General features: G+C 62.5%; 18 protein-coding genes. 5 read left to right on the plus strand and 13 right to left on the minus strand.

Annotated elements, in window-relative coordinates; genetic code table 11:
* Nucleotides 1-7: 7 nt before the first annotated feature.
* From PLN84_RS00765 to PLN84_RS00780, 4 genes are read right to left on the minus strand one after another with little or no spacing between them, the layout of a single operon-like run.
* Nucleotides 8-1,168 (minus strand): aconitase X catalytic domain-containing protein, encoded by a 1,161-nt coding sequence (locus PLN84_RS00765; RefSeq protein ID WP_292386346.1) that lies wholly within the window; start codon nucleotides 1,166-1,168, stop codon nucleotides 8-10.
* A 3-nt stretch (nucleotides 1,169-1,171) separates the two neighbouring features.
* Complete coding sequence (locus tag PLN84_RS00770; RefSeq protein ID WP_292558590.1) at nucleotides 1,172-2,413, minus strand: UbiD family decarboxylase; 1,242 nt, start codon at nucleotides 2,411-2,413, stop codon at nucleotides 1,172-1,174.
* A gap of 3 nt (nucleotides 2,414-2,416) precedes the next feature.
* The gene (locus PLN84_RS00775; protein WP_292386348.1) at nucleotides 2,417-2,962 is read right to left on the minus strand and encodes a UbiX family flavin prenyltransferase; all 546 of its coding nucleotides are present in this window, start codon (nucleotides 2,960-2,962) and stop codon (nucleotides 2,417-2,419) included.
* A gap of 14 nt (nucleotides 2,963-2,976) precedes the next feature.
* On the minus strand, nucleotides 2,977-4,185 hold the full coding sequence (locus tag PLN84_RS00780) for an HD domain-containing protein (RefSeq protein ID WP_292558589.1): 1,209 nt from the start codon (nucleotides 4,183-4,185) through the stop codon (nucleotides 2,977-2,979).
* Between the two features lie 194 nt (nucleotides 4,186-4,379).
* Between PLN84_RS00780 and PLN84_RS00785 the strand changes: the two genes are divergently transcribed.
* On the plus strand, nucleotides 4,380-4,631 hold the full coding sequence (locus PLN84_RS00785; RefSeq protein ID WP_292386350.1) for a hypothetical protein: 252 nt from the start codon (nucleotides 4,380-4,382) through the stop codon (nucleotides 4,629-4,631).
* Nucleotides 4,632-4,669: 38 nt separating this feature from the next.
* Here the strand turns inward: PLN84_RS00785 and PLN84_RS00790 are convergent, their stop codons facing one another.
* Complete coding sequence (locus PLN84_RS00790) at nucleotides 4,670-4,921, minus strand: hypothetical protein (protein ID WP_292386351.1); 252 nt, start codon at nucleotides 4,919-4,921, stop codon at nucleotides 4,670-4,672.
* 118 nt (nucleotides 4,922-5,039) lie between these two features.
* Here PLN84_RS00790 and PLN84_RS00795 point away from each other — a divergent pair, with 118 nt between their 5' ends.
* A complete protein-coding gene (locus PLN84_RS00795; RefSeq protein ID WP_292386352.1) occupies nucleotides 5,040-5,561 on the plus strand; it encodes a MarR family winged helix-turn-helix transcriptional regulator in 522 nt (173 codons plus the stop codon).
* A 7-nt stretch (nucleotides 5,562-5,568) separates the two neighbouring features.
* Nucleotides 5,569-5,865: a hypothetical protein gene (locus PLN84_RS00800; RefSeq protein ID WP_292386353.1), complete on the plus strand. Its 297-nt coding sequence runs from the start codon at nucleotides 5,569-5,571 to the stop codon at nucleotides 5,863-5,865.
* A gap of 130 nt (nucleotides 5,866-5,995) precedes the next feature.
* Here PLN84_RS00800 and PLN84_RS00805 read toward each other — a convergent pair whose 3' ends face one another.
* Complete coding sequence (locus PLN84_RS00805; protein WP_348531857.1) at nucleotides 5,996-6,721, minus strand: methyltransferase domain-containing protein; 726 nt, start codon at nucleotides 6,719-6,721, stop codon at nucleotides 5,996-5,998.
* 58 nt (nucleotides 6,722-6,779) lie between these two features.
* A complete protein-coding gene (locus PLN84_RS00810; RefSeq protein ID WP_292558587.1) occupies nucleotides 6,780-6,905 on the minus strand; it encodes a hypothetical protein in 126 nt (41 codons plus the stop codon).
* Between the two features lie 169 nt (nucleotides 6,906-7,074).
* On the opposite strand from PLN84_RS00810, the gene PLN84_RS00815 reads away from it, so the two are divergent.
* Both PLN84_RS00815 and cofD read left to right on the plus strand, forming a co-directional pair.
* The gene (locus PLN84_RS00815; RefSeq protein WP_292386356.1) at nucleotides 7,075-7,983 is read left to right on the plus strand and encodes a 2-phospho-L-lactate transferase CofD family protein; all 909 of its coding nucleotides are present in this window, start codon (nucleotides 7,075-7,077) and stop codon (nucleotides 7,981-7,983) included.
* A 73-nt stretch (nucleotides 7,984-8,056) separates the two neighbouring features.
* The gene (gene cofD / locus PLN84_RS00820) at nucleotides 8,057-8,959 is read left to right on the plus strand and encodes a 2-phospho-L-lactate transferase (RefSeq protein WP_292386357.1); all 903 of its coding nucleotides are present in this window, start codon (nucleotides 8,057-8,059) and stop codon (nucleotides 8,957-8,959) included.
* Between the two features lie 5 nt (nucleotides 8,960-8,964).
* On the opposite strand, the gene nifU is transcribed toward cofD, so the two are convergent.
* Genes nifU through PLN84_RS00850 form a run of 6 tightly spaced genes read right to left on the minus strand, consistent with a single transcriptional unit; the run spans nucleotide 8,965 to nucleotide 11,639 of the window.
* On the minus strand, nucleotides 8,965-9,354 hold the full coding sequence (gene nifU / locus PLN84_RS00825; RefSeq protein ID WP_292386358.1) for a Fe-S cluster assembly scaffold protein NifU: 390 nt from the start codon (nucleotides 9,352-9,354) through the stop codon (nucleotides 8,965-8,967).
* Nucleotides 9,355-9,367: 13 nt separating this feature from the next.
* A complete protein-coding gene (locus PLN84_RS00830; RefSeq protein WP_292558586.1) occupies nucleotides 9,368-10,522 on the minus strand; it encodes a cysteine desulfurase family protein in 1,155 nt (384 codons plus the stop codon).
* A 13-nt stretch (nucleotides 10,523-10,535) separates the two neighbouring features.
* Entirely contained in the window at nucleotides 10,536-10,895 is a 360-nt protein-coding gene (locus PLN84_RS00835; protein ID WP_292386360.1) for a DsrE family protein, read from the minus strand.
* Nucleotides 10,896-10,900: 5 nt separating this feature from the next.
* The gene (locus PLN84_RS00840) at nucleotides 10,901-11,131 is read right to left on the minus strand and encodes a sulfurtransferase TusA family protein (RefSeq protein WP_292386361.1); all 231 of its coding nucleotides are present in this window, start codon (nucleotides 11,129-11,131) and stop codon (nucleotides 10,901-10,903) included.
* Nucleotides 11,132-11,135: 4 nt separating this feature from the next.
* The gene (locus PLN84_RS00845; protein WP_292386362.1) at nucleotides 11,136-11,387 is read right to left on the minus strand and encodes a sulfurtransferase TusA family protein; all 252 of its coding nucleotides are present in this window, start codon (nucleotides 11,385-11,387) and stop codon (nucleotides 11,136-11,138) included.
* Between the two features lie 9 nt (nucleotides 11,388-11,396).
* On the minus strand, nucleotides 11,397-11,639 hold the full coding sequence (locus PLN84_RS00850; RefSeq protein WP_292386363.1) for a sulfurtransferase TusA family protein: 243 nt from the start codon (nucleotides 11,637-11,639) through the stop codon (nucleotides 11,397-11,399).
* Nucleotides 11,640-11,837: the final 198 nt, after the last annotated feature.

Below are 11,837 nucleotides of genomic sequence, written 5' to 3' on the forward strand. Positions count from 1 at the left end.
CCCCCTCTCACGACGTCGCGACGTCGACGCACTCTCTCCTCGTCCCGATCTGGGCGAGCGCGCCGCACATCCCCGGAACGTAGGCGAGGGCCTTGCCGGAGTCGACCATAATCGAACTGAACTCGTCCATCCGGGGCGAGACGACCATGCAGGTGTCCGGGATGACCCGGGCGCCGCTCCTCTCGATCGCGGCGACGAGGTCGGGGTTTGTCGTCGCAACCCCGCGGGCCACGAAGATGTAGAAGGGTCTGGTCGTCGTCTTTCCTTTGAGGAGTTCCGCGAGCTCCCGGAGTTCGTCCGCCGAGCAGTGCGGGCAGCCGACCGCGACCGCCTCGACCTCTTTCACCGCAAAGAGGACCTCGACCTCGTCCCCGCTCACCGTCACCCGGTCGAGGCCATCGGTCGGGAACGAGAACACCCGCGCTTCGGGGGTGATCTTCTCGACGTGGAAGAGCGCGACCGCCCCCGTCGCCGCCATTGCGGCGCCGAGCGCTTTCAGGCTGTCGCGGCCGGGCCGGATACCCTCAAAGATCGGGATCCGGTTCCCCACCTTTTTGCCCGCGACATACCCGATCGCGCCCCAGTGATCGGCGTGAAGGCCCTCCCCGCCCTCGACCTCGACGACGACCTGGGGCTGCCGGTTCTCGACGATATGGAGGCCGTAATAGGGTGTCTTTCCGATGATCGCCGCTGCGAGCGCACTCGGCCCGCCTTCCCGGTTCGTCCGGGCGCCGAGGACCGAGTTTGCGTAGGCGACTGCCGAGGACTCCGACCAGGCCAGGTGCTCCCCGTACTCCGTGATCCTGAGGTAGTAGGGGGTGCAGGTGCACTCGAGTTTGATCCCGAGCCGCCGGTAGGCCTCGATGACCTCCGTCTGATGACCGGCGAATTCCTCGGCGATCCCGAACTCCTGCCACCCCTCCCGCGGCATGCCGATGGGGTTCAAGACCGTCGGGACCGCCACACGGGCATCGAGGCTCCGGAGCCAGGATAGTCCCCATCTGCCGATGGTCTTGTAGGACGCACCGCTCACCTGGGCGCTCGCGATCGGGACGAGTTTCTCGGCCCCGTAGACATTTCCGAGCGCGACCAGGATCTCCATCATCTTCTGGCGTGTCTCGCCGAACTCGCCGGCGAGCACCTTTTCATCATCGTTATCGAGATACATGGTCTACGGCCACTCCGCTCTCCTGAATTCGTCCTCTTTCCCCATAACCATCGTGGCGTCGACCCCGACCTTGACGTTCGTCCCGTCCCCGAGGCGGGTCGGGTCGAGCGACGAGCCCCGGACACCGGTGATGACCATGATGTCGGTATCGCCCCGGACCCGGGTCGCGATCGCGTACTCGACGTCGTGGGGGTCGCGGATATCGATGTCCTCATCGACCACCACGATATGCTTTAAGGATGTGTGGGCGGCGAACGCCGCCATGATGGCGTTCTTCGCGTCGCCCTGGGTGTTCTTCCGGACCTGGACGACCGCGTGGAGGTAGCCCGCGCCGCCCTTCGTGAGGAGGACGTCTCTCACCGTCGTCACCTCGCCGACGGCCCGGTAGATCTTCGGCTCGTAGGGGGCGCCCATCAGGAGTTTGTGCTCGTCGCCGGCGGGGAGGATGCCGTGGTAGATCGGGTCCTCCTTGCAGTACATCTTCGTGAACTCGATGACGTGCTGCTGCCGGATGGGATCGTAGGTCCCCGTTATGTCGACGAACGGGCCTTCGGCCGCTTTCTCCGCGGTGATGTAGCCTTCGAGCACGATCTCGGCGTCGGGGACCCTGACGCCGTTCTCGCATTCGCGGACGGCGAGCTCCCCGCCCATCAGCTCCGCTGCGTAGGCGAGCTCCTTCCCCTCCGGGACGCGGGTGCAGGCCGCGAACGTCACGAGGGGATGGGTTCCGATCGTGACCGCGACGGGGAGCTTCTCGCCCCGGGCCAGGGCTGCTTTCAGCAGCGTATGGGTGTGCCTCCCCTCCACCAGGCGGGCGACGACTCGCCGGTCGTCGAGGACCATCATCCGGTGGATGGAAGCGTTCTCGACGCCGCCGTAGCGGGAGAAGACGATCCCGGCCGTGAGGTAGCGGCCGGCGTCCTCCGGGAAGTGCTTCAGGATCGGGAGGCGGGAGAGGTCGGCGGCAACGCCGCCCTCCAGTCGCCCCGCGTCCGTGACGCGGCCGTTGTAGGTCATGGCGGCCAGATGTGGCACCAGCTCCCGCTCGCCGACGCCGAGCGCCGCGGCAAGCGAACGGCGGTCGGCGATGAGGTTCATCACCGCCCGGTGCCCGTCGAGGTCGTGGAAGAAGAGGATCTTATCGGTCCGGCTCGCCATGCGGGGAGCCTCATACACGGTCGAGCAGGGGGTCTCGATCTCTTCGACCCTGCCCTGGTTTCGCATCAGTTTAATGAATTCGCGCAATTCTCATCCGCTCCATCGGGTGCCGAGGCTGTGCTCCACCTTCATGTGGTCGAGCACGCGGGCCACTACCATATCGACCAGGTCGTCGATGGTCTTCGGGTGCTGGTAGAAGGGGGGGCTTGCGACCATCACGGTCGCGCCGGCCTCGTCGGCAGCAAGCATATTCTTTAAGTGGATCCGGGAGAGCGGCATCTCTCTGAGGAGGAGGAGGAGGGGCCGCCGCTCCTTGAGGCAGACGTCCGCCGCCCGGCCGATCAGGTTGTCGGCGAGGCCGTTACTGACGGCGGCAAGCGTCTTCATGCTGCAGGGGACGATCGCCATCCCGTCGTAACGGAACGAGCCGCTCGCGATGTCGGCAGCGAGGTTGCTGTTCTCGGCGTATATGGCGTCGAATCCTCCGAGGTTTACATCCTCGATCCCGGCGATCTGCCGGGCGGTGTCGGAGATGACGATATGCACCGTTGCCTCTTCACAGAGCACCTCGAGCAGGCGGCGGGCGTAGATGACCCCGCTTGCCCCGGTGACCCCGACGACGAACTCCTTTGTCATGTGCTCCTCAACTGTTATGCAACTACGAGTTTATCCTGCTTTGTCGGTCGCTTCACCCGGAGGACCTCCATCGCCGCCTGCTCCACGGTGTTGCGGTGCTCCTGTGTCGTGTAGACGCCGAGCCGCCACTGCTGCCGCCGGGTGTCGTTCATGGTGTTGATGAGGGGCGAGACCTCCTCGAGGTCCAGCATCGTGTGGCTGTGCCGGACCCGGACCTCCATCGAGAGCGCCCGCGGGAGCGGGGGGATGTCGACGAGGACTTCATCTTCCGCGATTCCCGCGGTCTCGGCGATGGCCCGGGCGATCTCCCGCTCCCGTGCGGGGCCGGGGTCCTGCCGGAAGGCGGCGGCGTTCACCCGGTCTTCGCCGACGTAGAGCGCCCGCTTGTAGAGGTCGCGGTAGTAGACCCGGCGGGCGAGGTCGCGGGTGATCGGGTGGGGGGAGCGTTTCAGCCGCTCCATGCAGGCCGCGTCGTCCATCCGGGCAAACTCCTCTGCATCGGCGCCGGGGACGTTCAGCACCTCCTCGCGAAGGGCGTGGACGAACATGCTCGTCGCGATCCTGCTCACGTGGTGGAAGTAGACCGCGGGGCGCATCAGGGTCCGGGCGATGAGGAGCGACTCGGCGGCGTTGATCCCACCTTCGTAGAGCGCGACACCGGAGTCGGTGAGGATGGTCGACCGGATCAGCCGGTGGGCGTCGACCGTCCCGTAGGGAACACCGGTGTAGTGGGCGTCCCGCATCAGGTAGTCCATCCGGTCGACGTCGAGGCTCCCGTGGATGATGCTCGCGAGCCGGTGTTCTCCTGAGACGGCGGCGCAGACCTCGGCGGGGTCGATTCCCTCCGCCTCGAGGACGGCGGCGATCGTTCCTTCCCCGACGAGGCAGTCGATCTGGTGGTGGCTCCGCCCGGTGAACTCCTCCATCACCGGCTCGGTGACGTGGGAGAAGGGGCCGTGGCCGATGTCGTGGAGGAGGGCGGCGGTGGTGACGAGTTTCGTCTCCCCGTCGTCAAGGCCGAGCTCCCGGCACATCAGGCCCGCGAGGTGCATCGTCCCGAGCGAGTGCTCGAACCGGGTATGGTTTGCGCCGGGGTAGACGAGGTTCGCGAAGCCGAGCTGGGAGACGTGGCGGAGCCGCTGCAGTTCCTCCGAGTCCAGCAGCCGGAGCGCCGTCGCATCAGCCTCGACGTAGCCGTGCACCGGATCCTTGATGATCTTCATCCGTTCAATAAAGAATCTTTGGAGAGAAGTGATAAAGGTATTTGAGAGTGCGCGGGGTGGGAAATTGTGGCGTTCGTGCGGGTTCCCGGTTCTTCTATGGGGTCTGTGGTCCTCGTGCGGCGGGCTGGGACGTTCCGGCAGCGAAGGGCCGGGCATATCGATTTTTGGGTGAATCTACGCGGACAGCTCGGGAAATGATCAAAAACGCCTGTGAGTTCGCTGACGATGCCGGGTATATATCAGAATCCATAGATCTCAGCGAGGCTGCGCTCGCAGAAGCGCCTTGCCGGTTTGTATATCTGCTCGATACTTTTGAAGAAATCTATGTCCCACCCATGCTCGTTTTGTGCAATCCGCCCCTTGAAGACGCCTCCTGCGATTTCTTCCAATCCCTCTTCAATATAAACGGCAGCGGGCTGATCTTCCTTTATGCCGTGTTGCATTAACGTGCTTAGACGCTGGAACTCCATCGAGACCGACTGGATCAGGTAATGCTCATCCTAGTATCCTTTATAGGTCCGTCTTCGGTCCCGGGATCCAGTCTGCCATAGTAATCTTCAGAGATCCTGGCGTTCAGGTAGCCGTATGCCCGCAGGTAATCTCTCAGTGCAAGAAGGTCCCTCTTCCGTGACTGCTGGAATGAGCCATATATTGCGATATTGGTATTTTCCTTGAAATACCTGTATAGTTGAACCCGGCCTGCAATTTCGCTGGGTATCGGGTCTCTATGGCTCATTTGACAGGTTTTCGTCTGTGGGATACATAACGATTGAAGTTGCAGAAGTGCAACTGATGATCCGGGAAAGATTGATATAAGTTACAATAATAGAACTATTCACTATGGAGGTGTCGGCATGGACCGGACAGTTGTAGAGGCTCACTTAAACCGGGTGCCCGTTGAGGTTCGTGAGTCCGTGATGGAACTCTCGTCGGATGCCAGATGGGCTGTATACATAGCGCTTGCACTCGGGGAGGAGATGTACTTCAACGAACTCAAGGATACCTTCGGGGCGAATCCTAGCGAGATGGACCGTATCCTGAAGTCTCTGGTTGACGGGGGCCTCATCGCGAAGAAGGTGAGGAGGCTGGAGGACGTCGGCGATCGGAGGAAGGTGTATTACACATCGACAGACTATGGAAAAAGGATGCTAAACGCCCTGTGCGGCGTGGTGCTTCCTCCCGAGAGCCTGGTCGGGCAGTATAAGCCCACTTCGAGCGATAGCGGAAAGTCCTGCACCCTGCATACGGGAGCGGTAAAAGGAAGCGGTGAGACCAATCCCGAGAACTGGCGATTCGACCGGACACCTGCCGGAAGGGACGCCTTCAATACGAAACCGACACTCACCGGCGCAAAGCAGGCAGAGACCAGGGTGTGAGTTCAACATGGCTGCAGAAGACCCGGAGCAAGCGTTGAAACTTGAGATCGTGATGGACCCTGAGTTCAGGACGGTTCACATCGACGGCGCTATCGTAACGCTAAACCCGAACTTCGGCCAGCTGGCACTGACCTACGATCAGCCTGAATTCAAAATCAGTCCGAACGGGGATATTTACACGGATAAAATTCAAAAGAGGGTGATACTTGATGCACGGTTGTCGCCCGAGGCATTCAGGGCACTCGCCTGCACCATGATGGAGCATCTGCAGCAATACGACGAGTGGCTCAAGCAGCGGAAGTGAACTACCCCGCCCTTCAGGGCGGGGCTTCCTGTTTCACCCTCCCTCTATTGAGGCAGGTCCTCAGGCTCTACGGCGCTGATCCGTCACCTGCCAATACGCCGACAGGGTTCTCTCTCGTACAGCAAACAGGTTAGATCACTCTGGCAATCATTTGAATGAGATTATAGTAGTTTCCGTTTTCAGCCTTCCTCATCTTTATGTCTTCCTCGATCCCCTCCCAGTACGCGGTATGCCATTCATCCCACGCCTGGTTGCAGCAGAGCATTTCACGGATGTCAAGTATCTCAATGCCCTTTTCCCTGCTCCATAGCTCCTTCCACCAGTCAAGGGAGTGTATGGTCCTTGCCACCTCATCATTCCAGAACGGCTTCATCTCGTCAGGGACATTCTCCCCGAACTCGTACTTTATGCCGGGAATCGCCACGGCAATATAGCCGCCTTTTTTCACGAAAGGAATGAGCGACGGAAGCATCTCCTCCGTATCACCGAAATGATGGTAAGCGTCCACGCCGAACAGCAGATCAAAATATCCGTTTGCGAAAGGCAGCCCCTTAGTCGCGTCTACGGAGATCGGAACGGCCTTATCGTCAATCCCGAGAGATCGGAAACGCTCGTAGTTTTCAGTCGGCGAAATCCAGAGGTCGGCGGCGAAGACGGACGCGCCGTATTTTTTCACCAGAAACAGCGTGGATAGACCCTGCCCGCAGCCGAGGTCGAGGACTCGCATATTCTCATCGATCTTCAGGTGCGACGACAGTTCCTCTGACACCCGCATGGCGTTCGGCCCCATCATCGTGGCTTTCAGGAACTCGACATTTTCAGCGTTAGACATGAACCGGTCTGTAAATGGATACATGATATTCTTCCTTTCTCATTTTCGCCTTATATCTCTTATCAGATTTTTAATCGCTCATTTATTCCGGCTCCCGGTGCACCCGGACCCCGTAGATGGGCGCCCCCGCGGCCGGCACTGCGACGCGGACCGCCGGGAACCATGTCGGGTCGGGGAGGCAGCACTGCCCGACGGCTTTTGCGGTCATCGGGAGGCTGAGTGCCGGGACAGCGACGAAGAGACGGATTCCCGTAGATAATTGGGACCCCTAAGTCGCAAGCATCAACAACCCCCGTCCGCCCCGGTCTCACATCCCCCACGCCGCGTAGGATGAAACTGTTAACCCCCCGGACGCCCCACATAAAAGGCATTCAGCCATGATCACCTTCCTCTCGGCCGGGCCCGGGGCGCTCCCTCTCATCCGGGGCGCCCGGCAGATCCTCTACGATTCCGAGATCGCCGTGGTCGCCTCCACCGCCGGGAACTGCACGGTCTCGGGGAGCCACGTCGCTCCCGAAACTGATACGGCCGTCTACCTCTTTGCCGGCATCCTCGATACCGGCCGGTGGTGGGGGATCAAGGGGGACACCTACGCCACCCACAACTACCTCCCGAAGGTCGGGGGCGGCGAGCCCTTCCCGGTCGGCGACCGGGCCCGGGCCGTCCAGATCGCCCGGGCGGGACTTCTCTCGCAGGGGATGAGCCTCACGGAGGCGGTCGGGGTCCAGTGCCGGGCGCTCAACATCGGGGCGACCGTCCTCCCGGCGACCGACGCGGAGGCCTCCGTCCTGGTCGATACCGGGACCGAGCGCCTCCCGCTCTTCACCTACCGGACGGCCGCCGGCAGCGATACCGAGGTGCGGGAACTCATCCGCACCGGACCCGCTCGCCCTCCGGTCACGGACGAGGTGCGGGCGGCGATCGAGGAAAGCGACGCCGTGGTCATCGGCCCGGCGAACCCGGCAGCAAGCGTCCTCCCCATCCTCGACTGCGAGGGGATGCGCTCTCTCCTTTGCGATGCCTTCGTCGTCGCGGTCTCGCCGTTCCGGGGCGACGTCGCGGCTGACCAAAAGGACGCCGCCCTGATGTACGCCGCCGGCGAGAAACCGACATCGCCGGGGGTCTTCCGGCTCTATGGGGACTTCGTCGACGTCTTCGTCCAGAGCCTCCACGACCCGGACCAGGTCGCGGGCTCGCTCCGCCTCGAGACCCGCCTCCTCCACGAGCGGCAGGCCGAGTCGCTCGCCTGGGACATCATGGCGGTCATCCGGCAGACGGTTTCGTAAACCGGGTGCGGTGTACTTCCCGGCATAATTGGTAAATTACATATACGGTTGTACCAGATACGCTAATTATCAAATGATAACCTTCCTCTCGGGCGGAACCGGGACCCCGAAGCTCCTCCGCGGCATGCAGGAGTTGCTGGACGAGCGGGAGATCGCGGTCGTCGTCAACACAGCCGAGGACACGTGGCTCTCCGGCAACCACCTCTCACCCGATATCGATACGGTCATGTACCTCTTCGCGGGCATCCTCGATACCGGCCGGTGGTGGGGAATCCGTGACGATTCCTACATCACCCACGACCTCCTCGCGAGACTCGGCATCGAGGAGTTCATCGCCGTCGGGGACCAGGACCGGGCGGTCCACGTTGCGCGCGGGGAGATGCTCCGGAGCGGCGTGCGGCTCACCGAGGCGACCACGACGCTCTGCAGGAGGTTGGGGGTCAAGGCTACCATCCTCCCGATGACCGACTCTGTCGTGACGACCTACGTTCGCACCCACCGCGGAGAGATGCACTTCCAGGAGTACTGGGTGAAGCACCGGGGAGACGTGGCGATCGAGGGTGTCTTTCGGCGGTTCCGGGAGCCGCCCGTCGCGACCGCCGAGGTTATCCGGGCGATCGAGGCGAGCGATGCCGTGGTGGTCGGACCGAGCAACCCGGTCACGAGCATATCGCCGATCCTCGAGTGCGCCGGGGTGCGGGAGGCGCTCCGCAACAAGCGCGTCATCGCCGTCAGCCCCTTCATCGGCGACGCGCCGGTCAGCGGCCCGGCGGCGGCCCTGATGCGGGCCTTCGGAAAAGAGGCCTCATCCGCCGGAACCTGCAGCCTCTACGAGGACTTTGCGGATCTCTTCATCCAGGATATCCGGGACCCGGTCGGGCTTCAAGGGGCTCTCCGCCTGGATACCCTCATGGTCAACCGGGGCAAGAGTCTCGACCTCGCAAAGACCATCCTGACCTTGATCTACGGGTGCTGACCCGATCACTCTTTCTTCTGTTTCTCCCGGTAATCCTCGATCGCCGCGTGGAGGGCATCCGCCGCGAGGTTCGAGCAGTGCATCTTCTTTGGCGGCAACCCCTCGAGTTCGGTCGCCACATCGTCGCGGGTGATCTTCAGCGCCTCCTCAAGCGTCTTTCCCCTGGCCATGTCGGTCACCATGCTACTCGTGGCTATTGCCGATCCGCACCCGAACGTCCTGAACCGGATGTCCTCGATGACGTCGTCCTTGACCTTGATGAAGATCTCCATGATGTCCCCGCAGACGGGGTTGCCGACCTTGCCGTAGCCGTCCGGGTTCTCGATCACCCCGACGTTGTGCGGGTTCATGAAGTGCTCCATCACTTTCTGGCTGTAGCCGATCTGGTCTGCCATACCTCTTACCTCTCTATAACGGTGTAATAGCCCGGAGGCGTTTAACTGTTTCTCCGACTGCCCCGACGATTCGTGGCACCTCGTCCATGTTGTTTCTGCGCCCGAGCGTCGCGACCATCGACCCATGCGCCTCGGCGTGGGCGAGCCCGATGGCGAGGAGGACATGGGAGGCTTCGAGTGTCCTGGAAGTGCACGCCGACCCGGTGGCGACCGCGATCCCGAGCATGTCCATGGCGAGCTGGATGCTCTCGCCCTCGATCCGGGAGAAGCGGAAACTCGCGTGGTGCGGGAGGCGCTCTTCCGGGTGGCCGGTCAGGTAAGCCTCCTCGATACCCGTGATCCCGGCAATCAGCCGGTCCCGGATCGCGGCAAGGCGCTTGCTCTCCCCGGCCATCTCCTCCCCTGCAAGCCGGGCCGCCTCCCCCATACAGGCGATCGCAAAGACGTTCTCGGTCCCGGGCCGGAGGCCGCGCTCCTGCCCGCCCCCGACGAGGACCGGCTGGACCCGGACACCGGGGCGGATGTAGAGCGCCCCGACCCCGTCCGGTCCGCCGAGCTGGTTTCCGGAGAGGGTGAGAAGGTCGATGCCGTCACGCTCCACGTCGATCGGTATCCTCCCCGCGGCATCGGTGGCGTCTACGTGGAGGAGCCCGCCCTGTTCGTGGACGATCGCCGACACCTCCCGGATCGGCTGAATTGTCCCTATCTCATTGTTTGCGTGGTGGATCGATGTGATGACGGTCCCCGGTGTGACCGCCGCTGCGAGGGCATCGAGGTCGATCGTGCCGAAGCGGTCGACCGGAGCCAGCGTGAGGGCAAACCCGCCCTTCTGGATGTCTTTTGCCGGATTCAGGACCGATATGTGCTCGGTGGCGCTTGCAACGACTCTCTTCCCGAATTTCCGGTTCCGGAGCGCCGCTCCCCGGATAGCGATGTTGTTCGATTCGGTGGCTCCGCTCGTGAAGATGATCGAGTCCGGGGCGCTCGTGCCGACGAGCGCTGCCACCCTCTCCCGCGCCGTGGCGACGGCCTCCTGTGCCTGGAGCCCCTCCCGGTAGATCGTGGAGGGGTTGCCGGCAAAGCCGTCCGGAAACTGCCTGCAGAACCGGGCGACCCCCGGGTGGACCGGCATCGCCGCTGCGTGGTCGAGGTAGATCCGTTCCTCCATCTTCTCCAGCCTCTCAGAACGTGATGACCGCGTCAGCATCGACCGCAAGATCGTTCAACGTCAGGGCGCCGACGACCTTCCCTTCCTCGATGAAGTCCCCCCGCTCAAGCCCGAGGAGCTGGGTGCTCTGCTCGCAGATGTAGATCTTTGCCCCCGCGGCGATCGCCTGGTCCCGCATCTCCGAGAGTTTCGGGAAGTTTCCGGCCTGGATCTGCTCTGCTGCGCCTCTCTTGACGACCGTCACCCCCTTGATCATGAAGTAGATGTCGGCGTCCATGTCCATCGAACGTGCCGTCATTGCGAGAACGAACGGCGCATACAACCTCTCCGGGGTGTCGGCGCCGCTCGTCTGGATATACAGTATCCGTGCCATACATCTCAGCCCCGTTTTTGGATGGAGAAGGTGGTCTTCTCCCCCTCCCTCTCCTCGCCCAGGATTTCGTGGCCCATCCTCCGTGCCCAGACCCTGACATCCTCCTCTGTGGGCGCGTTGTCCATCTCGACCTTCAGGATGCCACCGCTGACGAGCCCGTCCATCCCCTCCTTGAGCAGGGTGATCGGCGCCTGGCAGTAGGCTCCTCTCGCGTCCACGTAGCCGTCGGCGTCCATCCGCTCACCGTGCCTCTGTCGTGGCCGCCGCTCCCTTGCGCAGGATGAGTGTGGTCACGCCCGAGGCGACGTGCTCCTCCTCGATCGTATGTCCTTTCTCACCGGCCCAGGACCTGACCGTCTCGACAAGGTCCGGTTTGTCGGTTGTCACCTGCAGGATCTGGCCTGCGTTGAGCACGTCCATCCCGGTCTCGATCGAGAGCATGGGCGACTGGCAGATGCCCACGCAGCTCACGGTCTTATCCGCATACATCATTCGTATCACCTACTTCATCTTCCGGATGCAGAACCTCATGACCCCGTCATCCTTCTCGAACTTCACGATCTCATGACCCACCCGGTCTGCCCAGCGCCGGATATCCTCCTCCGCGGCAGGATCGTCTGCCTCGACCATGAGCACCTCTCCGATGTCGAGCTTCTCGATTGCCTCTTTTGTCATCGTGATCGGCATGGGGCAGTAGAACCCGATACAGTCCACGACCGCCATGGGTTTATCTTTCAGATCCATGTCCGTTACCATCCGTTGTGGGGCGCGTGGGAACCCGGGTGCCGTGACGTGTCAACGGTACACTCCCGGTTGCACCGGATCATGCACCCTCCCTTATAAGCGTTCCTCCGGAGGTGCAGTGTTGCATAACTCTGCTTCTTCGACCCAAACAGAAAAGGTGCCGGACGTCCCTTCCGCCCCTTCATGCCAAGAAACGAA

The sequence above is a fragment of the Methanoculleus sp. genome (genome assembly GCF_035363275.1).
Taxonomy (GTDB): Archaea; Halobacteriota; Methanomicrobia; order Methanomicrobiales; family Methanoculleaceae; genus Methanoculleus.

Bases quoted from the DNA above. Each gene is read 5' to 3' on its own strand.
- PLN84_RS00765 (WP_292386346.1), bottom strand. From the start codon at position 1,168: ATGTATCTCGATAACGATGATGAAAAGGTGCTCGCCGGCGAGTTCGGC.
- PLN84_RS00775 (WP_292386348.1), bottom strand. From the start codon at position 2,962: ATGACAAAGGAGTTCGTCGTCGGGGTCACCGGGGCAAGCGGGGTCATC.
- PLN84_RS00780 (WP_292558589.1), bottom strand. From the start codon at position 4,185: ATGAAGATCATCAAGGATCCGGTGCACGGCTACGTCGAGGCTGATGCG.
- PLN84_RS00785 (WP_292386350.1), top strand. From the start codon at position 4,380: ATGATCAAAAACGCCTGTGAGTTCGCTGACGATGCCGGGTATATATCA.
- PLN84_RS00790 (WP_292386351.1), bottom strand. From the start codon at position 4,921: ATGAGCCATAGAGACCCGATACCCAGCGAAATTGCAGGCCGGGTTCAA.
- PLN84_RS00795 (WP_292386352.1), top strand. From the start codon at position 5,040: ATGGACCGGACAGTTGTAGAGGCTCACTTAAACCGGGTGCCCGTTGAG.
- PLN84_RS00800 (WP_292386353.1), top strand. From the start codon at position 5,569: ATGGCTGCAGAAGACCCGGAGCAAGCGTTGAAACTTGAGATCGTGATG.
- PLN84_RS00805 (WP_348531857.1), bottom strand. From the start codon at position 6,721: ATGTATCCATTTACAGACCGGTTCATGTCTAACGCTGAAAATGTCGAG.
- PLN84_RS00810 (WP_292558587.1), bottom strand. From the start codon at position 6,905: ATGACCGCAAAAGCCGTCGGGCAGTGCTGCCTCCCCGACCCGACATGG.
- PLN84_RS00815 (WP_292386356.1), top strand. From the start codon at position 7,075: ATGATCACCTTCCTCTCGGCCGGGCCCGGGGCGCTCCCTCTCATCCGG.
- cofD (WP_292386357.1), top strand. From the start codon at position 8,057: ATGATAACCTTCCTCTCGGGCGGAACCGGGACCCCGAAGCTCCTCCGC.
- nifU (WP_292386358.1), bottom strand. From the start codon at position 9,354: ATGGCAGACCAGATCGGCTACAGCCAGAAAGTGATGGAGCACTTCATG.
- PLN84_RS00830 (WP_292558586.1), bottom strand. From the start codon at position 10,522: ATGGAGGAACGGATCTACCTCGACCACGCAGCGGCGATGCCGGTCCAC.
- PLN84_RS00835 (WP_292386360.1), bottom strand. From the start codon at position 10,895: ATGGCACGGATACTGTATATCCAGACGAGCGGCGCCGACACCCCGGAG.
- PLN84_RS00840 (WP_292386361.1), bottom strand. From the start codon at position 11,131: ATGGACGCCGACGGCTACGTGGACGCGAGAGGAGCCTACTGCCAGGCG.
- PLN84_RS00845 (WP_292386362.1), bottom strand. From the start codon at position 11,387: ATGATGTATGCGGATAAGACCGTGAGCTGCGTGGGCATCTGCCAGTCG.
- PLN84_RS00850 (WP_292386363.1), bottom strand. From the start codon at position 11,639: ATGGATCTGAAAGATAAACCCATGGCGGTCGTGGACTGTATCGGGTTC.